Annotated in this window: 19 protein-coding genes and 4 tRNA genes; 14 read left to right on the forward strand and 9 right to left on the reverse strand. The window is 72.1% G+C overall.

What is annotated here, in order from left to right; genetic code table 11:
* Positions 1 to 15: 15 nt before the first annotated feature.
* From ACFYYN_RS01775 to ACFYYN_RS01785, 3 genes are all read left to right on the forward strand, one after another.
* The gene (locus ACFYYN_RS01775) at positions 16 to 1,695 is read left to right on the forward strand and encodes a hypothetical protein (protein WP_500322601.1); all 1,680 of its coding nucleotides are present in this window, start codon (positions 16 to 18) and stop codon (positions 1,693 to 1,695) included.
* Positions 1,696 to 1,839: 144 nt separating this feature from the next.
* A complete protein-coding gene (locus tag ACFYYN_RS01780; RefSeq protein WP_500322602.1) occupies positions 1,840 to 3,348 on the forward strand; it encodes a N,N-dimethylformamidase beta subunit family domain-containing protein in 1,509 nt (502 codons plus the stop codon).
* Positions 3,349 to 3,418: 70 nt separating this feature from the next.
* Positions 3,419 to 4,315 carry a phosphoribosylaminoimidazolesuccinocarboxamide synthase gene (locus tag ACFYYN_RS01785; RefSeq protein WP_500544317.1) on the forward strand — a complete coding sequence of 299 codons (897 nt, stop codon included), beginning with the start codon at positions 3,419 to 3,421 and terminating at the stop codon, positions 4,313 to 4,315.
* A 130-nt stretch (positions 4,316 to 4,445) separates the two neighbouring features.
* Here ACFYYN_RS01785 and ACFYYN_RS01790 read toward each other — a convergent pair.
* From ACFYYN_RS01790 to ACFYYN_RS01805, 4 genes are all read right to left on the reverse strand, one after another.
* Positions 4,446 to 4,518 (reverse strand) — tRNA-Gly (locus ACFYYN_RS01790).
* 404 nt (positions 4,519 to 4,922) lie between these two features.
* Positions 4,923 to 4,995: transfer RNA gene (locus tag ACFYYN_RS01795), tRNA-Gly, on the reverse strand.
* A 45-nt stretch (positions 4,996 to 5,040) separates the two neighbouring features.
* Positions 5,041 to 5,112: transfer RNA gene (locus ACFYYN_RS01800), tRNA-Gly, on the reverse strand.
* Positions 5,113 to 5,254: 142 nt separating this feature from the next.
* Entirely contained in the window at positions 5,255 to 5,572 is a 318-nt protein-coding gene (locus tag ACFYYN_RS01805; RefSeq protein ID WP_500322604.1) for a histone-like nucleoid-structuring protein Lsr2, read from the reverse strand.
* 261 nt (positions 5,573 to 5,833) lie between these two features.
* On the opposite strand from ACFYYN_RS01805, the gene purS reads away from it, so the two are divergent.
* The 9 genes from purS to purM all read left to right on the forward strand — a co-directional run bounded on the left by purS (position 5,834) and on the right by purM (position 15,527).
* Positions 5,834 to 6,079 carry a phosphoribosylformylglycinamidine synthase subunit PurS gene (purS, locus tag ACFYYN_RS01810; protein WP_026250862.1) on the forward strand — a complete coding sequence of 82 codons (246 nt, stop codon included), beginning with the start codon at positions 5,834 to 5,836 and terminating at the stop codon, positions 6,077 to 6,079.
* Positions 6,076 to 6,759 (forward strand): phosphoribosylformylglycinamidine synthase subunit PurQ, encoded by a 684-nt coding sequence (purQ, locus tag ACFYYN_RS01815; protein ID WP_499512626.1) that lies wholly within the window; start codon positions 6,076 to 6,078, stop codon positions 6,757 to 6,759. The genes purS and purQ overlap by 4 nt, the downstream gene beginning before the upstream one ends.
* Positions 6,756 to 9,005, forward strand: a complete 2,250-nt coding sequence (purL, locus tag ACFYYN_RS01820; RefSeq protein ID WP_500544318.1) for a phosphoribosylformylglycinamidine synthase subunit PurL — start codon at positions 6,756 to 6,758, stop codon at positions 9,003 to 9,005. The genes purQ and purL overlap by 4 nt, the downstream gene beginning before the upstream one ends.
* Before the next feature lie 139 nt (positions 9,006 to 9,144).
* Positions 9,145 to 9,984, forward strand: coding sequence for a hypothetical protein (locus ACFYYN_RS01825; protein WP_500544319.1), 840 nt, complete (start codon positions 9,145 to 9,147; stop codon positions 9,982 to 9,984).
* Positions 9,985 to 10,045: 61 nt separating this feature from the next.
* Positions 10,046 to 10,249 (forward strand): DUF4177 domain-containing protein, encoded by a 204-nt coding sequence (locus tag ACFYYN_RS01830; RefSeq protein ID WP_500322608.1) that lies wholly within the window; start codon positions 10,046 to 10,048, stop codon positions 10,247 to 10,249.
* Between the two features lie 47 nt (positions 10,250 to 10,296).
* Positions 10,297 to 11,094 (forward strand): maleylpyruvate isomerase family mycothiol-dependent enzyme, encoded by a 798-nt coding sequence (locus tag ACFYYN_RS01835; protein ID WP_500544320.1) that lies wholly within the window; start codon positions 10,297 to 10,299, stop codon positions 11,092 to 11,094.
* Positions 11,095 to 11,123: 29 nt separating this feature from the next.
* Entirely contained in the window at positions 11,124 to 12,785 is a 1,662-nt protein-coding gene (locus ACFYYN_RS01840) for a hypothetical protein (protein WP_500544321.1), read from the forward strand.
* Between the two features lie 128 nt (positions 12,786 to 12,913).
* Positions 12,914 to 14,431 (forward strand): amidophosphoribosyltransferase, encoded by a 1,518-nt coding sequence (purF, locus tag ACFYYN_RS01845; RefSeq protein ID WP_499512621.1) that lies wholly within the window; start codon positions 12,914 to 12,916, stop codon positions 14,429 to 14,431.
* Positions 14,432 to 14,459: 28 nt separating this feature from the next.
* Positions 14,460 to 15,527, forward strand: coding sequence for a phosphoribosylformylglycinamidine cyclo-ligase (gene purM, locus ACFYYN_RS01850; protein ID WP_500544322.1), 1,068 nt, complete (start codon positions 14,460 to 14,462; stop codon positions 15,525 to 15,527).
* Positions 15,528 to 15,607: 80 nt separating this feature from the next.
* Here the strand turns inward: purM and ACFYYN_RS01855 are convergent, their stop codons facing one another.
* Positions 15,608 to 15,976 carry a DUF3073 domain-containing protein gene (locus ACFYYN_RS01855; RefSeq protein ID WP_499512619.1) on the reverse strand — a complete coding sequence of 123 codons (369 nt, stop codon included), beginning with the start codon at positions 15,974 to 15,976 and terminating at the stop codon, positions 15,608 to 15,610.
* A 328-nt stretch (positions 15,977 to 16,304) separates the two neighbouring features.
* Positions 16,305 to 17,411 (reverse strand): Leu/Phe/Val dehydrogenase, encoded by a 1,107-nt coding sequence (locus ACFYYN_RS01860; RefSeq protein WP_500322612.1) that lies wholly within the window; start codon positions 17,409 to 17,411, stop codon positions 16,305 to 16,307.
* 173 nt (positions 17,412 to 17,584) lie between these two features.
* On the opposite strand from ACFYYN_RS01860, the gene ACFYYN_RS01865 reads away from it, so the two are divergent.
* Together ACFYYN_RS01865 and bldC are read left to right on the forward strand one after the other, a co-directional pair.
* Entirely contained in the window at positions 17,585 to 18,439 is an 855-nt protein-coding gene (locus tag ACFYYN_RS01865) for a DUF8083 family protein (RefSeq protein ID WP_500337251.1), read from the forward strand.
* Between the two features lie 483 nt (positions 18,440 to 18,922).
* Positions 18,923 to 19,129 (forward strand): developmental transcriptional regulator BldC, encoded by a 207-nt coding sequence (gene bldC, locus ACFYYN_RS01870; RefSeq protein WP_003949541.1) that lies wholly within the window; start codon positions 18,923 to 18,925, stop codon positions 19,127 to 19,129.
* A 264-nt stretch (positions 19,130 to 19,393) separates the two neighbouring features.
* Here the strand turns inward: bldC and ACFYYN_RS01875 are convergent, their stop codons facing one another.
* The 3 genes from ACFYYN_RS01875 to hrpA form a co-directional block, all read right to left on the reverse strand.
* Positions 19,394 to 19,603: a DUF6274 family protein gene (locus ACFYYN_RS01875; RefSeq protein ID WP_500322614.1), complete on the reverse strand. Its 210-nt coding sequence runs from the start codon at positions 19,601 to 19,603 to the stop codon at positions 19,394 to 19,396.
* Between the two features lie 137 nt (positions 19,604 to 19,740).
* Positions 19,741 to 19,815, reverse strand: a tRNA-Asp gene (locus ACFYYN_RS01880).
* Positions 19,816 to 19,887: 72 nt separating this feature from the next.
* Positions 19,888 to 23,814, reverse strand: coding sequence for an ATP-dependent RNA helicase HrpA (gene hrpA, locus ACFYYN_RS01885; protein WP_500544323.1), 3,927 nt, complete (start codon positions 23,812 to 23,814; stop codon positions 19,888 to 19,890).
* Positions 23,815 to 23,920 lie beyond the last annotated feature (106 nt).

A 23,920-nucleotide genomic window follows, 5' to 3' on the forward strand; every position in this document is an offset into this window, starting at 1 on the left:
GTCAGCAGCTTGGGGGTGAGCACACCGTTGGCCGGGGAAGCAGGTGAGGGACACGCGCGGTCACGCGCGCTCGCCGTCCTGCGCATCCGCAGCGCCGCGCTCACGGTCGCGCTGCTGCCCGCCGCGCTGGCGGTCGTGCTGCTGGTCGGCGGCGCGACGGGCCGCATCGTCGGCGACGCGTCCGAGGTGCTGCGCTGGGCGGTGGTCGCGGGCGCGCTGCTCGTGCTGCTGCTCGCGGCCGGTGTCGCGGCGGTGATCGTACGGGCCAGGCCGGCCGAGAGCCCGACCGTGGCCGTCTCCGAGGCGTCGGCCCCCGACCTGTACCGCATGGTGCGTGACCTGGCCGTCCGCCTGCAGGTGCCCGCCCCCTCGGCGATAGAACTGACTCCGGACTGCGACAGCTGGCTGGAGGACCGCACCCACCGGCAGCGGCGCCGCGCGGTGTCCGAGGCCCCCACGCTGGTGATCGGCTCGCCGTTCATGTGGTGGATGCGCGTCGCCGAGCTGCGCGCCCTGCTCGCCCCGGTCGTGGCGGGCACGGGCCCGGCCGCCGATCCGGACATCGCGGCCGCCCGCCGCTTCGTGCGCGGCCTGGACGCCGCCGTCGGCGTGGCCACCGCCCCGCAGGAGCCCTCGGTCGTCGGGTTCCTGCGCCGTCCCGCGTACGGGTTCCTGGGCTGGGTCGCCAAGCTGCTGCTGCGCGGCTGCCGGGCGCACGCGGCGGAGATGGAGCGCGCGGTGGCCGCCTCCGCCTCCGAGCGGGCCCAGGCGGTCGACTACGGGCTGCGCATCGTCGCCCAGGAGCAGGTGGGTCTGGCCTACGCGGGCTGGGACCGGCTGCTGACCCGGGTGGCGCTGCCGGCCTGGCGCATGGGCCGCTGGCCCTCCCGGCTCGACGCGGGCGTGGTGGCGGCCCTGACCGAGCTGTCCCGGCGGGACCGGCTGGCCGAGGGCTTCGAGTCCCGGCTGGGCGAGCGCCCGGCGTGCGACCTGCTGGAGGAGCCCGGCACGATGGACGAGGCGGCCTCGCTGCTCGCCGCCCGGCTGTTCCACGGCGGTCCGCAGCGACCCGGCCCCGAATGGTCCCCGGTCGGCTGGGACACCTACCCGCAGGAGGTCGTGGACCGCATCTGGCGCAGCGACGCCTCCCGCCTGGTGACCGTCCTGGACGAGGTGCACGAGCCCGCGGGGGTCGCCGGGAGCCGGCGCATATCCGTGGCCTCCGGCGGTTCGCGGAGCACGGTGGACGACTGCGCCGAGCCGGGGCGCGCGACCCTGGCCCGGGTGCTGGAGCGGCTCTCCGCGGGCGGCAGCGAGGAGCTGGCGGCCCGCATCACCCGGCACGTCGCCCGTGAGGAGGCCGTGCGCGAGGCGGCCGCGCGGGAGGAGTCCGCCGACCAGGTCCCGTCCGGCGGCGTCCTCACGCCCGTCTACCAGCTGCTCCCGCCGCGGACCGGCCGCGAGCTGCTCACCGACCATGTGACCGCGATGATCTGCTGTGCCGCGGTGGACACCGCCGGTGCCACCCCGGGCCTGGACTGGCTGGACGGGCCGGCCCTGCTGGTCGGCGGGGTGCGCCGGGGGGACCTGGCCTGGCCCGTGCTCCGGCTCGTGGAGAACGGCGACGCCGCCCCGCTGCGTTCCTGGCTCAGTGCCGTGGGCGTACGCCCCGAGAAGCCGATACGGCTCATCTGACGGAAAAATGGCGGGGTTTGTCCGCCCCGGCGTGAATTCCTGGCGATAATGCACCACGAACAGTAACCAAGGCAGCGCATTGTGTGATGTGCTGGATGTGCGCACACGCACACCACCTCGGGGGACGACGAGGAGGGGACCATCGTGGTGAAGGAGCAGGTCCGCCGCTGGCAGTCCGGGGCACTGGCGCACGGGGTCACCGACCCCTTCGGGCAGGGCCCGGTGCCGTGGCTGCGTGGCGCGGTGCAGTATCTGGACGACACCGGCCAGGTCGTGCCGTGGTACGTCGACCTGGCCGCCAGCCGCGGGGAGCCCGGGGGTCTGCCGGGCGACGCCGTGGGGCGCACGCCCCGCGTGCCAGGCCCGCGCGCCGCGGACGACGTGCGGTGCCAGATCAAGGGCTTCGCGCCGGGCGCCTCCGTGGCCCCCGGCGACGCCATCGACTTCCGCATCACCGTCGACCCGCCGCAGAGCTACGGCATCGACGTCTACCGGATCGGGCACTACGGCGGCGACGGCGCCGCCCAGTTCACCTCGAGCCCCCGGCTGTCGGGGATCGTGCAGCCGACGCCGCTCGCCGCCGGGCGCACCGTCTCCTGTCACCACTGGTGGCAGTCCTGGCGGCTGCAGGTGCCCTCGTACTGGAAGTCCGGCGCCTACGTCGCCGTCCTCACCACGCAGGACGGCTACCGCAGCCACATCCCGTTCACCGTGCGCGACGACCGGCCGGCCGATCTGCTCCTGCTGCTGCCCGACGTCACCTGGCAGGCGTACAACCTCTACCCCGAGGACGGCCGCACGGGTGCCAGCCTCTACCACGCCTGGGACGAGAAGGGCCGCCTGCTGGGCGAGGAGGAGGCCGCGGTCACCGTCTCCTTCGACCGCCCGTACGCGGGCGCCGGGCTCCCGCTGCACGTCGGCCACGCCTACGACTTCATCCGCTGGGCCGAGCGCTACGGCTACGACCTGGCCTACGCCGACGCGCGCGACCTGCACGCGGGGCGGATCGATCCTTCGCGCTACCGGGGCATGGTCTTCCCCGGTCACGACGAGTACTGGACGGTCCCCATGCGGCGCGCCGTCGAGGCGGCCCGGGACGGCGGCACCTCGCTGGTCTTCCTGTCGGCCAACACCATGTACTGGCAGACCGAGCTGGGCCCCTCCCCGTCCGGCGACCCGGACCGGCTGCTCAGCTGCCGCAAGCGCCGCGGCCACCCGCCGGGCCGCAGCGCCCTGTGGCGTGACATGGGCGAGCCCGAACAGCTGCTGATCGGCGTGCAGTACTCCGGCCGGGTGCCCGAACCGTCCCCGCTGGTGGTGCGGAACGCCGGCCACTGGCTGTGGGAGGCCACCGGCGCCGAGGAGGGCGACGAGATCCCCGGCCTGGTCGCGGGCGAGGCGGACCGTTACTTCCCGCGCACGCCGCTGCCCGACTACATGGAGCGGATCCTGCTCGCCCACTCCCCGTACGAGGACTCGGCGGGCCGCAGAGCGCACCAGGAGACCTCGCTGTACCGGGCGCCCGGCGGGGCCCTGGTCTTCGCCTCCGGCACCTTCGCCTGGTCCCCGGCGCTGGACCGTCCGGGCCACGTCGACCCCCGTGTCCAGCGCGCCACCGCCAACCTCCTGGACCACATCTGCAAGCACGGCTGACCCCCGCGTCGCGCCCGCCGGGCGCACGTACGGGAGAATCGGGAACCGAACCGCCGATCGGGGAGGACCCATGTCCGGATTCGTCCACAAGCCCGAGCCCGCGCAAGTGCCGGGCCTGGTGCACCTGCACACCGGCAAGGTGCGCGAGCTGTACCAGAACGAGGCAGGGGAGCTGGTGATGGTGGCCAGCGACCGGATGTCCGCGTACGACTGGGTGCTGCCCACCGAGATCCCGGACAAGGGCCGCGTCCTGACCCGGTTGTCGCTGTGGTGGTTCGACCAGATCGCGGACCTGGTGCCGCACCACGTGCTGTCCACCGAGCTCCCCGAGGGCGCCCCCGCCGACTGGGAGGGGCGGACGACGGTCTGCAAGCCGCTGGACATGATCCCCGTCGAGTGCGTGGCGCGCGGCTACCTGGCCGGATCCGGCCTGCTCGAGTACGACACCGACCGCACGGTGTGCGGGGTGACCCTGCCCGAGGGCCTGGTGGACGGCTCCGAGCTGCCCGCGCCGATCTTCACCCCGGCCACCAAGGCCGAGGTCGGCGAGCACGACGAGAACGTCAGCTACGAGGAGGTCGCCCGCCGGGTCGGTGCCGACACCGCGGCGCAGCTGCGCCAGAGCACCCTCGCGGTCTACGGCCGGGCCCGGGACATCGCCCGCGAGCGCGGCATCCTCCTGGCGGACACCAAGTTCGAGTTCGGCTTCGACGGCGAGGTGCTGACCATCGCCGACGAGGTGCTGACCCCGGACTCGTCGCGCTTCTGGCCCGCCGAGCTGTGGGAGCCGGGCCACGCCCAGCCCTCCTACGACAAGCAGTTCGTCCGCGACTGGCTGACCTCCGCCGCGTCCGGCTGGGACCGCCGCAGCGAGCAGCCCCCGCCGCCCCTGCCGGAGCACGTGGTCGAGCAGACCCGCGCCAAGTACATCGAGGCGTACGAGCGGCTCACCGGCCTCAGCTGGTAGTCCGCCACGGCCCGCACTGCCCGCCGGTCCTCCGTCCGGCGGGCAGTGCGGCAGCCGCGGCGACGGCGGACGGCCCAGCCGTCCCAGGAACACCGAAGGCCCCGGTCGTCACGACCGGAGCCTTCTCTTGAGCGGACGACGAGGCTCGAACTCGCGACCTCAACCTTGGCAAGGTTGCGCTCTACCAACTGAGCTACGTCCGCCTGCTCCGCGCGTTCCCGTGCGGTGCGTCATCCACTATAGCCAACGCCGGGGGCCTTGGGCACACACCCTGGCGCGGCGGGTTCCCCGCGTCGTGTCCCGCGGCGCACGCGACGGGGGCACGGCAGCGACGAGGGCCTGGTCAGGGACCTCCGGGCGGTCCCCGCCGGCGTTCCCGGCCGGCCGGCCAACTCCGGTTCCACGGCGTGCCCCAGAGCCGTCGCGGCCCCCGTGGGCGCCCGGTGCGGGCGGGTCCCGGGGCGCGGGAGGGGCGGCGGGCGGGGGCGATCGCCGCCCGCGGTCAGGGGAGTTCGGGCGTTCCGCCCTGTGGCCACCGTCACACCGACCGGTGCCGGGAGCACGAAGAAGGCCCCGGTCGGTGATCCGACCGGGGCCTTCCCTCAAGAGCGGACGACGAGATTCGAACTCGCGACCCTCACCTTGGCAAGGTGATGCTCTACCAACTGAGCCACGTCCGCACGGCGACTACCCTACCCGATCCTCAGGACCGGTCGAGCAATCAGAGCGGGTGACAGGAATCGCACACTGCGCCTTCCCCCTGGAAGAGGGATGTTCTGCTACTGAACTACACCCGCGTGGCCCGGGGGTCTCGGCCTTTCGGCCCGCCCTCGGCGTGCTCCAGACTCTAGCGGATCAACGGGGGTGGCTGTCCAATCGCTTCTTCCGGGTGATTCCCGGGCGGGGCCCCGGCCCGTCCGGCAGGGGCCCGGCGGCGGATCAGCTGGCCTCGGCGTACGCCTCGTAGAGCTTCTTGGGGATACGGCCGCGCGGCGGCACGTCGAAGCCCCGGGAGAGCGCCCAGGCGCGCACGGCGGCCGGGTCGGGGGCGAGCGAGGTGTGCTTGTAGGCCTTGCCGAGCCGGTTGCGGCGGCGCCCTGCTTCGACGTACGGCGCGAGGGCCTCCCGCAGCTTCTCGGCGTTGCCGGCGGACAGGTCGATCTCGTACGACTTCCCGTCGAGGCCGAAAGTGACCGTTTCCGCCGCTTCACCGCCGTCGAGGTCGTCGGAGAGCGTGACCACTACGCGCTGCGCCATGGATGCCGGTCCTTTCAATGGAGAAGGCCTGGGGACTGCGTTGGCCCCGTTGTTGTATCGAAGCCCCAGGGTCGGGGTCAATGCTTTTCCATTTACCGGTCCGCATTTTTTCGCCGCAACCGATCGGCCAATTCCTCCGGGTGTCCCGAGGGCAATCCGGCGGGGGGATATTCCGTGACCATTCTGGAATATCTACCCGCGTAGATTTTTCGGCGGGGTACGGTGGGGACATCTCACCGCAGCACACCACCGGGAGTGACCGTGGCACGCGTCGTAGTCGACGTCATGCTCAAGCCGGAGATCCTCGACCCCCAGGGCCAGGCGGTGCAGCGAGCGCTGCCGCGCCTCGGGTTCGAGGGAATCGCCGACGTCCGCCAGGGCAAGCGTTTTGAGCTCGAACTGGAGGGGCCGGTCGACGACGCCGCCCTCGCCCGTATCCGCAAGATGGCCGAGACCTTCCTCGCCAACACAGTGATCGAGGACTTCACCGTGAAGGTGGAGTCGTGACCGCACGCATCGGTGTCGTCACCTTCCCCGGGACGCTCGACGACCGGGACACCCAGCGCGCGGTCCGCGTCGCCGGCGCCGAGCCGGTGCCGCTGTGGCACCGTGACAAGGATCTCCACCAGGTGGACGCCGTCGTCCTGCCCGGTGGATTCAGTTACGGCGACTATCTCCGGGCCGGGGCGATTTCCCGCTTCTCGCCCGTGATGGAGTCGATCATCGCCGGCGCCAAGGACGGTCTTCCGGTCCTGGGTATCTGCAACGGCTTCCAGGTGCTCACCGAGACGCATCTGCTGCCGGGTGCCATGCTGCGCAACAATCACCTGCACTTCATCTGCAGGGACCAGAAGCTGCGTGTCGAGAACAACTCGACGTCCTGGACGGCCGATTACGAGCAGGGCCAGGAGATCAGCATCCCGCTGAAGAACATCGACGGCCGCTACGTGGCCGACGAGCACGTCCTCGACGAGCTGGAGGCCGAGGGCCGTGTGGTGTTCCGCTACGCGGACTGGAACCCCAATGGCTCGCTCCGGGACATCGCCGGCATCACCAACGCCGCGGGCAATGTCGTCGGCCTCATGCCGCACCCCGAGCACGCGGTCGAGTCGCTGATCGGGACCGGCCGCACCGACGGCCTCGGATTCTTCACCTCGATCCTCAAGAAGCTGGTTCACGCGTCATGACACTCGATTCCGTCAAGCACGCCACCGGGACTCCTGACACCGAGCAGCCGTGGGCCGAACTCGGCCTGAAGCAGGACGAGTACGAGCGCATCCGGGAGATCCTCGGCCGCCGGCCCACCGGTGCCGAGCTCGCCATGTACTCCGTCATGTGGTCCGAGCACTGCTCGTACAAGAGCAGCAAGATCCACCTGCGCCAGTTCGGCGAGAAGGCCCCCGCCAACGACGCCCTGCTGGTCGGCATCGGCGAGAACGCCGGCGTCGTGGACGTCGGCCAGGGCTACGCGGTCACCTTCAAGGTCGAGTCGCACAACCACCCCTCGTACATCGAGCCCTACCAGGGCGCGGCCACCGGCGTCGGCGGCATCGTCCGCGACATCCTCGCCATGGGCGCCCGCCCGGTCGCCGTCATGGACCCGCTGCGCTTCGGCGCGCCGGACCACCCCGACACCAAGCGCGTCCTGCCGGGCGTCGTCGCGGGCGTCGGCGGCTACGGCAACTGCCTGGGCCTGCCCAACATCGGCGGCGAGGTCGTCTTCGACCCCTGCTACCAGGGAAACCCGCTGGTCAACGCCCTGTGCGTCGGCGTGATGAAGCACGAGGACATCCACCTGGCCAAGGCCTCCGGCGCCGGCAACAAGGTCATCCTCTACGGCGCCCGCACCGGTGGCGACGGCATCGGCGGCGTCTCCGTGCTCGCCTCGGAGACCTTCTCCGACTCCGGACCGGCCAAGCGCCCCGCCGTCCAGGTCGGCGACCCCTTCCAGGAGAAGCTGCTCATCGAGTGCACCCTGGAGATCTTCAAGGAGAAGCTGGTCGCCGGCATCCAGGACCTCGGCGGCGCCGGCCTGTCCTGCGCCACCTCCGAGCTGGCCTCGGCCGGCTCCGGCGGCATGCGGGTGGAGCTGGACACCGTGCCGCTGCGCGACGCGACGCTCTCGCCGGAGGAGATCCTCATGAGCGAGTCGCAGGAGCGCATGTGCGCCATCGTCGAGCCGCGGTACGTCGACCGCTTCCTGGAGATCTGCGAGAAGTGGGACGTGATCGCCACCGTCATCGGTGAGGTCACCGACGGCGACCGGCTGGAGATCTTCTGGCACGGCGAGCAGATCGTCGACGTCCCGCCGCGCACCGTCGCCCACGAGGGCCCGGTGTACGAGCGCCCCTACGCCCGCCCCGCGTGGCAGGACGCGCTCCAGGCCGACGACGCCAACAAGCTGCCGCGCCCGGCGGGCGGCGAGGAGCTGCGCGCCCAGGTCCTGACGATGGTCGCGCACCCGAACCAGGCGTCCAAGGCGTGGATCACCGACCAGTACGACCGCTTCGTGCAGGGCAACACCGTGCTGGCGCAGCCGGAGGACTCCGGCATGATCCGCATCGACGAGGACACCAACCTCGGCGTCGCGGTGGCCACCGACGGCAACGGCCGCTACGCCAAGCTCGACCCGTACACGGGCGCGCAGCTCGCGCTCGCCGAGGCGTACCGCAACGTCGCCACCACCGGCGCCAAGCCCCTGGCGGTCTCCGACTGCCTCAACTTCGGCTCGCCCGAGGACCCGGCCGCGATGTGGCAGTTCGCCGAGGCCTGCCGCGGTCTGGCCGACGGCTGCCTGGAGCTGGGCACGCCGGTCACCGGCGGCAACGTCTCGCTCTACAACCAGACCGGTGACGTCGCCATCCACCCGACGCCCGTCGTGGCGGTGCTGGGCGTGATCGACGACGTCACGCGCCGCACGCCGGTCGCCTTCAAGGACCAGGGCCAGCTGCTCTACCTGCTGGGCGATACCAAGGAGGAGCTGGGCGGCTCCGCCTGGTCCCAGGCGATCCACGACCACCTCGGCGGACTGCCGCCGGCGGTGGACCTGGAGCGGGAGAAGCTGCTCGGCGAGATCCTCATCTCGGCCTCCCGGGACGGCATGGTCGACGCGGCCCACGACCTTTCGGACGGCGGGCTCGTCCAGGCCGTCGTCGAGTCCTGCCTGCGCGGCGGCAACGGCGCGCGCCTGGTCGTGCCGGACGGCCTCGACCCGTTCGTGCTCCTCTTCTCGGAGTCGGCGGGCCGGGCGGTCGTCTCGGTGCCGCGCAGCGAGGAGCTCCGCTTCACCGACATGTGCGGTGCGCGCGGTCTGCCCGCGACGCGGATCGGTGTCGTCGACGGCGACGCGGTCGAGCTCCAGGGCGAGTTCAGCATCCCGCTGGACGAGCTCCGTACGGCTCACGAGGGCACGATCCCGGCCCTCCTGGCCTGATCCGTCCGCCCTTCCGACGCGCCCTTCCGACGCGCCCTTCGGGCGCGCCCTCCCGAAGCGCCCCCGTGCCGCCAGGCGCGGGGGCGCTTCGCCGGGGGCCGGTGACCGGCTCCGTTGGGGACGGCCTCATACTCCAGACGTGAGCGAGCGCGACACCCCCGGCGAACCGCCCCCGTGGCGCGGCCTTGACGCAGCGCGCTGGGCGGCCTGCCGCCCCGCCGTGTGGGCCCGCCCGCGCTGGGGCGCCCTGGCGCTGGCCGCGGCCGTCGCCTTCGGGGCCGCGGTGGCCCCGGGGGCGTTCGGGACGGTGCACTACGGGCTGGTCGCCGTCCAGGTGTACTGGCTCTTCAGACTGCCCGGGCTGACCCTCGTGTCGGCGCCGGTGCTCGCCGCGCTCCTGGTCTGGCGGGTGGAACCGCAGGCCGCGCTCCCCGCGGTCGCCGCGCTGCTGCTGTGCTGGGCCGGCGCCCGGCACCGTAAGGGCGTCCACCGCCGGCAGCGGCTGCTCGCCGCGAACGCCGCCCAGGACGTACGGCTTCCGCTCCCCGGGCCCCTCCCGCCGCTGCGCCGCGGGCCGGCCATGATCGCGTTCGGGGTGCTGTGCGCGGCCGCGATCCCACCGCAGACCCGCCTGCTGTCACTGGCCGGCGGCGCACTGCTCGCCGTGGGCCTGGTGGCCCGGGTGCGGGCGGGCGCCCTGCGGCGCGGCGCGCAGCCGGTGCTGCGCGTGCTGACCCGGGTGGACGAGGACGCCCGGACGTGGGTGTTCGCGGCCGACGACCACGCGGGCCGCACGGCGCTCTTCTCCTGTCCGGTCGACCCCGAGCCCGAGCCGCCGTCCGGGTCCCGGGAGGACGCGCTGCGCCCCGCCCTGCTGTTCGGGGCGCCGTACGAGGGCGCCGAACTGGTGCTGCTGTCCGCCGAGACCGAGGGCGGCACCCTCGTCTGCCGGGCGGCGGGACCGGTCCGCCCCGCGTAGCCCGCGACCGGCGGTACTACTGTGCGTCCCGCAACCACCGGTACGACAAGGGGTGTCAACGATGTACGAGTACAAGGTCGTCAGCTTCCGCGAATCGCTGATAGGCGACGCCATCGACGACGACAAGCTGGAGAAGACGCTCAACAAGCAGGCCGAGGACGGCTGGCAGCTCAAGGCGATCACCTCCGCCGACGTCAAGGGCCGCATCGGCCCCGGTGCCGTGCAGGGGCTGCTGCTCACCTTCGAGCGCCCGCGCCAGGCCTGACCCCCGGGGTCGGGGTGCGGGCCGGGCACCGCGCGTAGGCTGCAGGCATGCCGTCCACCGCCCGCAAGGCCCGCACCTACGACCCCGCCAGGACCCGCGCGGCGCTCACCGCCCAGCTCGCCCATGTCCTGGGGGTCGCACGGGGACTGACGGCGGATCAACTGGCCGCGCCCGCCGGGCTGCCGGGGTGGGACGTGCACACGCTGGTGGTGCACATCGCCCGGCAGGTGGAGGCCGTCGCCCGGGTGGTGACCGCGCCCGCCCCGGCCAAGGCGGACCTCGACCTCACCGCGTGGGCGCGCTCCACGGCGCGCATCGCCGGCCCGCTGGACGCCGACACCCGTGAGGCCGCCGCGGAGACCGGCGACGCCGCCGCCCGCCTCGAGGAGGCCGCCCGCGGCCTGGCCGGGGTGCTGGACGAGGCGGTGGCGCCCGAGCGCCTGGTGGCGATCACGCTCGGCGCGATGCGGTCCACGGACTTCCTGGTGACCCGGCTCGTCGAGCTGGTCGTCCACAGCGACGACCTCGCCGCGGCGACGGGTGTGCCCGTCCCCCTGGAGCGGCAGGCCGTCGCCGCAGTCGTACGGCTCCTCGCGGACACCCTCGCGGTCTCGGTGCCCGGCAACTCCGTCGAGGTCCGCGTACCGCCGTACGCGGCCGTGCAGTGCGTGCCCGGGCCCCGCCACACCCGGGGCACCCCGCCCAACGTCGTCGAGACGGACCCGCTCACCTGGATCCGTCTCGCCACCGGGCGCACGTCCTGGGCCGCCGCCCTGGACTCCGCCGCGGTCTCCGCGAGCGGTGAGCGCGCCGACCTCGCCCCGTACCTCCCCCTGCTGGGCTGAGGCGGTCCCGGCGTCCGCATAATGCGCCGGTGACCTCGACGAACGCCCCGGCCGGCACACCGGCCCGCCCCTGGCTCTCCACCGACGCCCACCGCTGGGCCGCGGTACGGCTTCCCGGCTGGGCGCGCCCGCCGTGGTGCGCCCCGGTGCTGGTGGCGGCGGTGATCGCGGCGATCGCCCTCGCGGCGGACGACGGCTGCACGGTGGCCGCGCCCTGCGGGCCGATGTGGTTTGACGCGGTCGGCACCGTCGGCTTCTTCGTCCACACCCTGTGGTTGTTCGTCCTGCCCGAAGCTGCGGCGCTGTCGGCGCCGCTGTTGCTGCTGTGGATGACCCGGCCGGACCTGTGGACCGGCGGCGCCGCGGAGCGCGGCGTGGACGTCGTGGTCGTGGCCGCGCTGTGCTGGAGCTGGGCCGCGGTCCTCGCGCGGCTGCGGGTGCGCCGCCGCCAGCGGGCCCTGGCCCTGGAGGCGGCGGGGGCAGTCGCCCTCCCGGTGCCGCAGCGGGCCGGGCCGGTGCGGCGTGGCGTGCTCCGGATCGCCGTCGGCGTGGCGGCCATGGTGGTCGCGGCGGTGACCGCGGCGACCGCCGTGTCCGGGGACCGGGCGGACCGGGCGCACGCGGCGGCGGCCGTCCGCGCCGCGGCGGTCGTTGTCGGCAACGGTGCCGAGGACCACATCGTCGTCCGCTTCGGCGACGGCACGCGGCACCGCGTCGCGGTGACGTTCCCGGAGGACCACGACCGGGGCACCGAGGTGCCCGTGCTCGTCGACGGGGAGTGGCTGCGGCTCGCCGCGGAGCCGTACGAGGACCGCACGGGCCTGCAGCTCCTGACGCTCACGGCGGGCGGCCTCGGCCTCTCCCTGCTGCTGTCGGGGGCGCTGTCGGCGCTGCGGGCCCGCTCGGTGCGCCGAGGACCCGTTCCCGTGCTCCGGGTGCTGGCGGGGCGCGAGGACGGCAGGACCGTCATCCGGCCGGTGGACGATGCCGCCGGGGCACCGGTGCTGGCCTACCGCGCGGCCGGACCCGGTGCGTGGGCCAGCGGCGAGGGCGTGCTCTTCGGCCTCCCGGCGGAAGGCGCGGAACTGGTGCTGGCGGCCGTCACGGCTTCCGGCGACCTCCTGGTCGGTGCCACGGAGTCGCCGGCGCGGCGGTGGGTGGCGCCGTCGTCCGGGAGCGGGTCGCCCGACCACGCTGAGCACCGCCGGGAAGCGGAAGCCAGGGTCGCCGAGGCGGCCGCGGCCCTGAAGCCCGGCGCGGGCCCCGTCCATTGGCACGCCGGTGCGGGCGACCGCACGGCGGGCGCGCTGCTCCTGGTGGGCACGGTGGTGTTCCTGGGCTCCGGATTCTCCGGCGGGTCCTGGTGGCGCGCGTTGCTGCCGGTCCTGGGCGGCCTGTGGCTGGTCGACAAGGCGCTGTCCATGATCACCTGGCGGATCACCGCCGACGCCACCGGTCTGCGGGTCCGTCGCCATCTGCGCACCCGGCACGTGGCCTGGGCGGAGGTCACCCGTGTCGTCCGCACCGCGGACGGGGAACTGATCGTCCGCCGCGTCGCGGGTCTGGACGACCTCCGGCTCGGCGCGGTCGCCGTTCCGGGATGGGAGCGGGTGCGGCACCGCCCGTCGGCCGCGACGCGTGCCGCGGCCGAGCTCACCGCCATGGTCCGTGACCCCGGACTGCGCCCCTGAGCAGGCTTCGACCGGGAGCACGACCAAGGTCACACGGCCAAGCGCCCCATGGGTTTACGCGCATAGAACGCACTTTTGTCGGGTTCCCTCGTTCGGACGACACCGGAACCTGCCCTAGACTCGGTGCCGTGCCACGTGGTGACGGACGACTCAACCACGACCTGCTCCCCGGCGAGAAGGGCCCCCAGGACGCTTGCGGCGTCTTCGGTGTCTGGGCCCCCGGCGAAGAGGTCGCCAAACTCACCTATTTCGGGCTGTACGCCCTGCAGCACCGCGGACAGGAGTCCGCGGGCATCGCAGTGAGCAACGGCTCCCAAATCCTGGTCTTCAAGGACATGGGCCTGGTGTCCCAGGTCTTCGACGAGACCTCCCTCGGCTCCTTGCAGGGCCACATCGCGGTCGGGCATGCCCGTTACTCGACCACCGGCGCCTCGGTCTGGGAGAACGCCCAGCCCACCTTCCGCGCCACCGCCAACGGCTCCATCGCCCTCGGCCACAACGGGAACCTGGTCAACACCGTCGAGCTGGCCGAGATGGTCGCCGCGCTGCCCCAGGGCAACGGCCGGGCCACCAGGGTCGCCGCGACCAACGACACCGACCTGGTCACGGCGCTGCTCGCCGGGCAGGTGGACGAGGACGGCAAGCCGCTGTCCGTCGAGGACGCCGCCCGTCAGGTGCTGCCCGAGGTCAAGGGCGCCTTCAGCCTGGTCTTCATGGACGAGCACACGCTCTACGCCGCCCGTGACCCGCAGGGCATCCGCCCGCTGGTGCTGGGCCGCCTGGAGCGCGGCTGGGTCGTCGCCTCGGAGACCGCCGCGCTGGACATCGTGGGCGCGAGCTTCATCCGCGAGATCGAGCCCGGCGAGCTGATCGCCGTCGACGAGAACGGGCTGCGCGCCTCCCGCTTCGCCGACGCCCGCCCCAAGGGCTGCGTCTTCGAGTACGTGTACCTCGCCCGCCCCGACACCGACATCGCGGGCCGCAACGTCTACCTCTCCCGGGTCGAGATGGGCCGCCGGCTGGCCAAGGAGGCCCCGGTCGAGGCCGATCTGGTGATACCGACCCCGGAGTCCGGCACGCCGGCCGCGGTCGGCTACGCCGAGGCGAGCGGCATCCCGTACGGCTCGGGCCTGGTGAAGAACTCGTACGTGGGCCGGACCTTCATCCAGCCCTCGCAGACCATCCGGCAGCTGGGCATCCGCCTGAAGCTCAACCCGCTCAAGGAGGTCATCCGGGGCAAGCGCCTGGTGGTCGTGGACGACTCGATCGTCCGCGGCAACACCCAGCGCGCGCTGGTCCGGATGCTCCGCGAGGCCGGCGCCGCCGAGGTCCACATCCGGATCTCCTCGCCGCCGATCAAGTGGCCGTGCTTCTTCGGCATCGACTTCGCCACCCGCGCCGAGCTGATCGCCAACGGCCTGTCGGTCGACGAGATCTGCAAGTCCCTGGACGCGGACTCGCTGTCGTACATCTCGCTGGACGCGATGGTCGAGGCGACCACGATCGCCAAGCCCAACCTCTGCCGGGCCTGCTTCGACGGCGAGTACCCGATGGAGCTGCCGGACCCCGAGCTGCTCGGCAAGCACCTTCTGGAGACCGAGCTGGCCGGCGGCCCCGACGCCGCCGACGCGCTCCGTCGCCCGTAAGCATTCGACGCAAGGACACAACACAGCCATGTCCGAGAACACCGGTGCCAGCTACGCCGCGGCGGGAGTCGACATCGAGGCGGGCGACCGCGCGGTCGAGCTGATGAAGGAATGGGTGAAGAAGGCCACCCGCCCGGAGGTCGTGGGCGGTCTCGGCGGCTTCGCCGGGCTCTTCGACGCCTCCGCGCTCAAGCGTTACGAGCGGCCCCTGCTGGCCTCCGCCACCGACGGCGTGGGCACCAAGGTCGACGTCGCCCGCCGCATGGGCGTCTACGACACCATCGGCCACGACCTGGTCGGCATGGTCGTCGACGACCTGGTCGTGTGCGGTGCCGAGCCGCTCTTCATGACCGACTACATCTGCGTCGGCAAGGTCTTCCCGGACCGCGTCGCGGCCATCGTCAAGGGCATCGCCGAGGGCTGCGTGCTCGCCGGCTGCGCCCTGGTCGGCGGCGAGACGGCCGAGCACCCGGGCCTGCTGGGCGAGGACGAGTTCGACGTCGCCGGCGCCGGTACGGGCGTGGTCGAGGCCGACCGGCTGCTGGGCGCGGATCGCATCCGTAAGGGTGACGTTGTGATCGCCATGGCGTCCTCCGGTCTTCACTCCAACGGGTACTCGCTCGTCCGGCACGTGCTGTTCGAGCGGGCCGGCTGGGCGCTGGACCGGGAGGTCCCGGAGTTCGGCCGGACCCTCGGCGAGGAGCTGCTGGAGCCGACCCGGATCTACTCGCTGGACTGCCTGGCGCTGACCCGTACCACCGAGGTGCACGGCTTCTCGCACGTCACCGGCGGCGGGCTGGCCAGCAACCTGGCCCGGGTCGTCCCGGACCACCTGCACGCCACGGTGGACCGCTCGACGTGGACGCCCGGCGCGGTGTTCGGCACGGTCGGCGAGCTCGGCGGCGTGGAGCGGCTGGAGCTGGAGAAGACCCTGAACATGGGCGTCGGCATGGTCGCCGTGGTGCCCGAGGGCTCGGTGGACGCGGCGCTGACCACGCTGGCCGACCGGGGCCTGGACGCCTGGGTGGCCGGCGAGGTCGTGGAGCGCGGCGAGCACGCCGAGGCCGTCGAGCTCACCGGGGACTACGCGGGCTGACCGGCGCGGGGCAGCACGAAGCCCGGTCCGGGCGGCGCCCGGACCGGGTCAGTGGTCAAGCTGGAACGGAATGTGTTGCGTCAAGCACGACGGCGTTGTGAGGAGGACTGGGACTCGTCGTCCTCGTCGTCGTCCTCGTCGTCGCCGTAGAGATCCGCGTACCGTGCGTACGGGTCGTCTTCCAGCTCGTCGTCATCGTCGTCTTCCTGTACCTCCGGATTGACCGGCAGTGTCGACGATGCGCCCAGCTCTTCGGCCAGACGTGAAAGGTCCGTTCCGCCGCTGTTGTACTTCAGCTGGCGGGCGACCTTCGTCTGCTTGGCCTTGGCCCGGCCGCGCCCCATTGGCTCGACCCCCTCAACGGTGGGGCTCGACGGCCCCGAGTCTTGACACGCGTTCACGATGTGGAACGGGCCCTCACATGAGAGTCCCGGTCCGTAGGACTTCAACGGTACCTGCTTCCGAGGCCGCACGGTACGTCGCCCGCACGACGCGCGTCGGAGCAGGGGCCCGCGATGGCCCCGTCCTGGCTGGTCAATCGCGATTTTACCTTCTTCCGCCGCGGTCTGGCTGCCGGGGCGTGGTAACGGTCGGATGTCCAGCCTGCGGCCCTCGTCACGGAGGCCCGTAGGGAGCCGCCCCGACTCGTGAGGACGCGCGGACACCGTACGTCGGCGGCACCCCGCGGGTGTCCGCTTTGTGATGGACGACACGCCCCCGTCCACAGGCGGACGGGGGCGTGCCGGAGGGGCCGCGGCACCGCCGCGGCCCCATGGCTCACGGGCGCAGCCAGCTCTCCGCCGGGGTGCGCTCGGCCATGCGCTGCTCGGCCAGGCGGTCGGCGGCGGCGGCCGGCGGGATGCCGTCGGCCGCGGCGCGCTCGAAGATCGCGAGCGTGGTGTCGAAGATCTTCGTCGCCTTGGCGCGGGCCCGCTCGAAGTCGAAGCCGTGCAGCTCGTCCGCGACCTGGATCACGCCGCCCGCGTTCACGACGTAGTCGGGCGCGTAGAGGATCCCGCGGTCGGCCAGGTCCTTCTCGACGCCGGGGTGGGCGAGTTGGTTGTTGGCCGCGCCGCAGACGATGGAGGCGGTGAGGGCCGGCACCGAGTCGTCGTCGAGGGCGCCGCCGAGCGCGCAGGGGGCGTACACGTCCAGCGGTGTCCGGACCAGGACGTCAGCGTCGGAGACGGCGGTTACCTGCGGGTGACGGGAGGTGATCCGGTCGACGGCCTCGCCGCGAACATCGGTGATCACGACCTCGGCGCCGTCCTTGAGCAGGTGCTCCACCAGGTGGTGGCCGACCTTGCCGACACCGGCCACGCCGACCCTGCGGCCGCGCAGCGTGGGGTCGCCCCACTTGGCCTGGGCGGAGGCGCGCATGCCCTGGAAGACGCCCCAGGCGGTCAGGACGGAGGAGTCGCCGGCGCCGCCGTTCTCGGGCGAACGGCCGGTGGTCCACTGCGGGGCGGTGCGGGAGACCACGTCCATGTCGGCCACGTAGGTGCCGACGTCGCAGGCCGTGACGTAGCGGCCGCCGAGCGAGGCCACGAAGCGGCCGTAGGCCAGCAGCAGCTCCTCGGACTTGTCCATGTCCGGGTCGCCGATGATGACGGCCTTGCCGCCGCCGAGGTCGAGGCCGGCGAGCGCGTTCTTGTACGACATGCCGCGGGCGAGGTTGAGCGCGTCCTCGACCGCCGCCTCGTCGGAGGAGTACGCGTGGAAGCGGGTGCCGCCGAGGGCGGGGCCCAGGGCGGTGGAGTGGATCGCGATGACGGCCTTGAGGCCGCTGGCGCGGTCCTGGCACAAGACGACCTGCTCGTGACCGCCCTGCTCCGATCGGAACAGCGTGGTGACGATGCCGGGTGTCTGACGTACGTCGGTCACTGTGGTGACTCCCGAATGTCCAGAGGTCGCCCTCCGGGTGGGTGGGGGAGGGCCGGTTGGCAGAAGACTAGAACCACCCGGCCGTGAACATCCTCCCAGTGTCGTGGATCACTCCCCGTGCCGGAAGCGACGTGGGACGATGCCAGGGCGGAAGCCGTCACGAGGGAGCGGGTGTGGGCTTGTCATCGGTGCTGGTCCCGTACGCGGCGTATCTGCGGGTGTACGAGCCGCTGGCGGCCTTCCCGGAGCCCGATCGCGGCTACTGGTACCGATACGCCGCCCAGGGCGCTCAGCGGTCCGCACAGGACGAACTGCGCCAGTCGCTGGCCGGTCTGCTGTCCGTGCCGCCCGTCGCCGTCCCGGTGCGCGAGAGCGGGGACGCCTTCGTCGCCGTCGTGGACGGCGTGACCCACGTCTGCCCCTGGCGCACCCGGCTGCGCGGCTGGCTGGCGCTGTCCGAACTGGTCGAGGAGTTCCCCGCCCCCGTGGTGGACGCCGTGCTGCCGCCGGTCGTGCGCGAGCAGGCGGAGGCCGACTTCACGGCGTGGCGGGCGGAGAAGCCCGAGAACGCCGATGCGCGGCCCTGGATCCGCGGGGCCACGTGGCACGTCCCGGTGCGCTGGTTCGTGCTGTTCGACGATTCCGAGCGTGAGTACGAACCCGCGGGCGCGGGCGAGTCCAAGCAGCCGGTGATGCGTTACCGGACCCCCATGGTGCAGGCCCGCCGGCGGACGGCCCGGGCGCTGCGGGTGCTCAAGGATTCACTCGAAGAGGGACCCCTGATCGACGGCCTGGTAGATGTAGGGCGTTGGCTCGAGGAGTTCCACCCGCGCTCCTTGGTCGAACTCGACTACGGCGGGCTCGTCCACGCCATCGCCCCGGACTCCCTCGCGGGGGACCGGTCCGCCGCCGACGTGGCGGAGGCGCTGGCCGCGCTGCGGGACGGGGACGGCACCCGGGCCGGCGAGGCTTACGAGCGGCTCAGCGACCGTTGGCGGGCCGTCAGGGAACTGCTGTACGCGAGTTGAGGGTCCGTCGGGAGCCGGTCGTGGGGGAGGGACTTTGGTCCTGAGTCCGGCCGACCGGTACCTTTGGCCTAAGCGTGACCTAAAGCACGTTTAGGGGTCTTGCCCTCATCCCCACCCCCCATGACAATATGGGACATCGGGTCCGGAAGGACCTCTTTCCACTCGCTCTGGGTGGAATGTCCGGGATTGCATCCCCTTGAGGTGGGGCTGTGGCTCGTGGGTTGGCTGTGACTGATCGTCACTCAAGCGTGACTGTCCGTTATGGCCCGGTCCATCGGCTTCCGTCGAGCTTAGACACCTCAGAGGGCAAATCCATCGGTTTGGCCGACACGGCTGGACAGATGGTGTAGTTGTAGTGCCAAGGACAAGCCGTTCGTCCTATTACCGACTCGGCCCGCGTCCGCCATTTCGGGCAACGCGGGTCAAGGTGCAGAATTTAGAGGAAAGAACCGTGTTGGTTCGGTTCTCTCGAGGAGGCCGCTCATGACCGCTCGCACCCCTGATGCCGAGCCGCTGCTGACCCCCGCTGAGGTTGCCACGATGTTCCGCGTGGACCCGAAGACGGTCACGCGCTGGGCCAAGGCTGGCAAGCTCACGTCCATCCGCACGCTCGGCGGGCACCGCCGCTACCGCGAGGCGGAGGTCCGTGCACTGCTCGCGGGCATTCCGCAGCAGCGCAGCGAGGCCTGACCTGAACAAACGGGCGTCCACGCGGGGCCCCCAACCCGCCGCAACGCCCGCTCCGAAGGGTCCCTGCCCCCATCAGGGACGCCCGTAGGAAACGTCGATCGCACCGGAGTCCGCCGGCTCCGGTGCGATCTTTTTTGTGCGTGTGGTGTGTCCGTCTTGTGAGGACTGGGCCCTCTGTCATGAGTGCAATTGCACATATTAAATTGACGGTCCCACAGGAGCCCCCAAGTTCCCTCAGAGCCGGAGCTCTTCGCGTGACTCCCGTCACATGCCGGAGTCTTGTTCCCCTCCGGACTCGTGCGGTAGTGGGACGGCGGTGCGCCGCAACGTCAGCCGCATCAGCCGGTGGCACACCGGGCAGTGCCGGGTCAGGTGCCGCCGTCCGCCCCCCGCCGCGGCCGCCAGGTGCGCGCGCAGCAGCGCCCGCGTCACGTCCCGGGGTGGCGGGCCCGGGTCCCTCGGCGTCGCGCTCATGTGCCAGGCGTACCACGCGGGAACGGCCGGAACCAGGGGACCCGCACCCTCCGCAACCGCGTCCCGGTCACGCCGTCCGTCCCGCGCACAGCAAGAAGGCCCGCGTCCTTCGCTGGACGCGGGCCTTGCTTTCACTGCGGTCCTGACGGGATTTGAACCCGCGGCCTCCACCTTGACAGGGTGGCGAGCACTCCAAACTGCTCCACAGGACCAGGTTTCGCGGCCGTCGTTCCCTGGCCGCGAGGAAGACTGTACAGCAGGTCAGAGGGTGATTGCGAACCCGATCAGCCCCAGGCTTCGTCGAGGGCCTTGAAGATGCGTTTGTCCGAGACGGGGAACGCCGTCCCGAGGGCGTGCGCGAAGTAGCTGACCCGCAGTTCCTCGATCATCCACCGGATGTCGCGCACCCGTTCGGGGACCGGGCGCCCGGCCGGCTGGGCGGCCAGCAGCTCGGCGTACTCGGTCTGGATCTCGCGGACCTTCTCCATGCGCGTGGTGTCGCGCTGGACGCCCGTGGGCATCTGCTGCAGCCGCCGGTCGACGGCCACCAGGTAGCGGAGCAGGTCCGGCAGCCTGCGCACCCCCGTGGCGGTCACGAAACCGGGCCCCACGAGGGCTCCCAGCTGTTCCTTGACGTCCGCGAGGTTGGCCACCAGGGCGAGGCTCTGGGCGGCCTTCAGGCGGCGCTCACAGGCCTGCCAGGCGGCCAGCACCTGGCGCACCTGGGCGACGGTCCTGACGGTCAGCTCGACGAGGTCGGCCCGCACCGAGTCGTACAGCTTCCGGAACGACTCCTCGTCCCAGGCCGGGCCGCCGTGCTCGGCCATGAGCCGGTCGGCGGCCGCGGTGACGCAGTCGTCGAACAGGGCGGTCACCGAGCCGTGCGGGCTGCGCGAGAGCGCGAGCTTGTCCTGGTTGGACAGCCGGTCCGCGGCGAACTTCGCCGGGTTCGTGGGCACGTTCAGCAGGATCAGCCGGCGGGTGCCGCGCCACATGGCCGCGGCCTGCTCGGCCTCGGTGTCGAAGAGTTGCACGCCCACGCTCTCGCCCTCGTCGACCAGCGCCGGGTACGCCTTGACCGGCTGCCCGGACCGCCGCGTCTCGAAGGTGCGCGGCAGGGCGCCCACCGTCCACTGCTTCAGGCCCGTGCGCCGCTCGATGCCGATGGAGCCCGCGGCGTCGAAGGCCTTGCTGATCGCGGCCTTGGTCTTCGGCCGCAAGTGCAGCTTGAGCGCCTCCAGGTCCTTGTCCTCGGCCAGCTTGCGGCGGCGCTCGTCGGTCACCCGGAAGGTGATCTTCAGATGGTCCGGGACCTTGGCGAGGTCGAAGTCCTCGGCGGTGACGGGCACGCCCACCATCCGCTGCAGCTCCCGCGCGAGGGTCTCGGGAAGAGGGTCCTGCACGGGGACGACGCGGTCCAGGAAGGCCTTCGCGTAGTTCGGCGCCGGCACGTAGTGGCGGCGGATCGCCTTGGGCAGCGAGCGGATCAGCTCGGTGACGACCTCCTCGCGCAGGCCCGGGATCTGCCAGTCGAAGCCGTCCGGGGTGACCTGGTTGAGCACCTGCAGCGGGACGTGGACCGTCACGCCGTCCGCGTCCGCGCCCGGCTCGAACTGGTACGTCACACGGAACTTGAGCTTCCCCTGGCGCCAGGAGTCGGGGTAGTCGTCCTTGGTGACGGCCTCGGCGTTCTCGTTGATCAGCATGGAGTGCTCGAAGTTGAGCAGTTCCGGCTGCTCCTTGCGCTGTTGCTTCCACCACGAGTCGAAGTGCGCGCCGGAGACAACGTGTTCGGGCACCACGCGGTCGTAGAAGTCGAAGAGCGTCTCGTCGTCCACGAGGATGTCGCGGCGCCGCGCCCGGTGCTCCAGCTCCTCGACCTCCGCGAGCAGTTTGCGGTTGTCGTGGAAGAACTGGTGGTGGGTGCGCCAGTCACCCTCGACCAGCGCGTTGCGGATGAACAGCTCCCGGCTGGTCTCCGGGTCGATCTTGCCGTAGTTGACCTTGCGGTCGGCCACGACCGGCACGCCGTACAGCGTCACCTTCTCGAAGGCCATGACCGCGGCCTGGTCCTTCTCCCAGTGCGGTTCGCTGTAGGACCGTTTCACCAGGTGCTGGGCGAGCGGTTCGATCCACTCCGGCTCGATGCGGGCGTTGACCCGCGCCCACAGCCGCGAGGTCTCCACCAGTTCGGCCGACATGATCCACCGCGGCGGCTTCTTGAAGAGCGAGGAGCCGGGGAAGACCGCGAACTTGGCGCTGCGGGCGCCCAGGTACTCGTTCTTGCTGTCGGTGTCCTTCAGGCCGACGTGCGACAGCAGGCCCGCCAGCAGCGACTGGTGCACGTGCTGGAGGTTGACCTCGTGGTCGCCCTCGGCGAGGTGGATGCCCATCGTCTTGGCGACCGTGCGCAGCTGGCTGTAGATGTCCTGCCACTCGCGGATGCGCAGGTAGTTGAGGAACTCCGTGCGGCACATCCGACGGAAGGCGGAGGAGGACAGCGCCTTCTGCTGCTCGCGCACGTACCGCCACAGGTTGAGCAGTGCCATGAAGTCGCTGGTCTCGTCGGCGAAGCGGCGGTGCTTCTCGTCGGCCTGCTGCTGCTTGTCCTGGGGGCGTTCGCGCGGGTCCTGGATCGACAGGGCGGCCGCGATCACCATGACCTCGCGGACCACGCCGTTGCGTTCCGCCTCCAGCACCATGCGGGCCAGCCGCGGGTCCACCGGCAGCTGGGAGAGCTTGCGGCCGGTCTGGGTGAGCTTCTGGCCGTCCAGCGCGCCCAGTTCCTGGAGCAGCTGGACGCCGTCCTTGACGTTCCGGGCGTCCGGCGGGTCGATGAAGGGGAAGCGGGCGATGTCGCCCAGGCCCGCGGCGGTCATCTGCAGGATGACGGAGGCCAGGTTGGTGCGGAGGATCTCGGCGTCGGTGAACTCCGGGCGGGACAGGAAGTCGTCCTCGGAGTACAGCCGGACGCAGATGCCGTCCGCGAGGCGGCCGCAGCGGCCCTTGCGCTGGTTGGCGCTGGCCTGGCTGATCGGCTCGATCGGCAGCCGCTGCACCTTGGTGCGGTGGCTGTAGCGGGAGATGCGGGCCATGCCCGTGTCGATCACGTACCGGATGCCGGGGACGGTGAGCGAGGTCTCCGCGACGTTGGTGGCCAGCACGATGCGGCGGCCCGTGCCGCGCTGGAACACCCTGTGCTGCTCGGCGGAGGACAGCCGCGCGTAGAGCGGCAGGACCTCGGTGAGGCGCAGCTGCCTCTTGTTCAGGGCGTCGGCGGTGTCGCGGATCTCCCGCTCGCCGGAGAGGAAGACCAGGATGTCGCCCGGGCCCTCGGCCTGGAGCTCGTCGACCGCGTCGCAGATCGCGGTGATCTGGTCGCGGTCGGCCTCGTCGGCCTCGCCGCCCCCTTCGGCCAGCAGCGGCCGGTAGCGCACCTCGACCGGATACGTACGCCCGCTGACCTCGACGATCGGCGCGTCGCCGAAGTGCCGGGAGAAGCGCTCGGGGTCGATCGTCGCGGAGGTGATCACGACCTTGAGGTCGGGCCGGCGGGGCAGCAGCTGGGCGAGGTAGCCCAGGATGAAGTCGATGTTGAGGCTGCGCTCATGGGCCTCGTCGATGATGATCGTGTCGTACTGGAGGAGATCCCGGTCCGTCTGGATCTCGGCCAGCATGATGCCGTCCGTCATCAGCTTGACCAGCGTGCCGTCGCCGACCTGGTCGGTGAAGCGGACCTTCCAGCCGACCGCCCCGCCCAGCGGGGTGCGCAGCTCCTCCGCCACACGCTCGGCGACCGTGCGGGCGGCGATGCGGCGGGGCTGGGTGTGACCGATCAGGCCGCGGACGCCGCGGCCCAGCTCCAGGCAGATCTTGGGGATCTGCGTCGTCTTGCCGGAGCCGGTCTCGCCCGCCACGATCACGACCTGGTGGTCGCGGATCGCCTCGAGGATGTCGTCCTTCTTCTGGCTGACCGGCAGCTGCTCGGGGTAGCTGATCGCGGGTATGGCGGTGCGCCGCGCGTCGGCCTTCAGCGCGGCCTTGTCGATCTCCGCCCCGATCTCGGTCAGCACGGCCGAGCGGGCCTCGGGCTTGCGGATGCGGCGTGCGCCGTCCAGGCGACGGCCGAGGCGCTGCGCGTCGCGCAGGGTGAGCTCGGCCAGCCGTGCGCCGAGCTCGCCGAATGCGGGGGAGGGGGGCTGCGTAGACATACGCGTTCCAGCATCGCATCCGCCGCGCCCCCCGGGCGAACGCATTACCCCCGGCGATCCCCGCCCCGGAGGACCGGCCCGGCGGCCCGGTGGGCGACGGTGGTGC

Origin of the sequence: Streptomyces sp. NPDC001902 (genome assembly GCF_042891295.1) — a bacterium.
Lineage (GTDB): Bacteria > Actinomycetota > Actinomycetes > Streptomycetales > Streptomycetaceae > Actinacidiphila.

Excerpts from the sequence above, each read along its gene's own strand:
- bldC (WP_003949541.1), top strand. The coding sequence starts at position 18,923 with ATGACCGCTCGCACCCCTGATGCCGAGCCGCTGCTGACCCCCGCTGAG.
- ACFYYN_RS01835 (WP_500544320.1), top strand. The coding sequence starts at position 10,297 with ATGCCGTCCACCGCCCGCAAGGCCCGCACCTACGACCCCGCCAGGACC.
- ACFYYN_RS01830 (WP_500322608.1), top strand. The coding sequence starts at position 10,046 with ATGTACGAGTACAAGGTCGTCAGCTTCCGCGAATCGCTGATAGGCGAC.
- purL (WP_500544318.1), top strand. The coding sequence starts at position 6,756 with ATGACACTCGATTCCGTCAAGCACGCCACCGGGACTCCTGACACCGAG.
- purM (WP_500544322.1), top strand. The coding sequence starts at position 14,460 with ATGTCCGAGAACACCGGTGCCAGCTACGCCGCGGCGGGAGTCGACATC.
- ACFYYN_RS01785 (WP_500544317.1), top strand. The coding sequence starts at position 3,419 with ATGTCCGGATTCGTCCACAAGCCCGAGCCCGCGCAAGTGCCGGGCCTG.
- ACFYYN_RS01875 (WP_500322614.1), bottom strand. The coding sequence starts at position 19,603 with ATGAGCGCGACGCCGAGGGACCCGGGCCCGCCACCCCGGGACGTGACG.
- ACFYYN_RS01805 (WP_500322604.1), bottom strand. The coding sequence starts at position 5,572 with ATGGCGCAGCGCGTAGTGGTCACGCTCTCCGACGACCTCGACGGCGGT.
- hrpA (WP_500544323.1), bottom strand. The coding sequence starts at position 23,814 with ATGTCTACGCAGCCCCCCTCCCCCGCATTCGGCGAGCTCGGCGCACGG.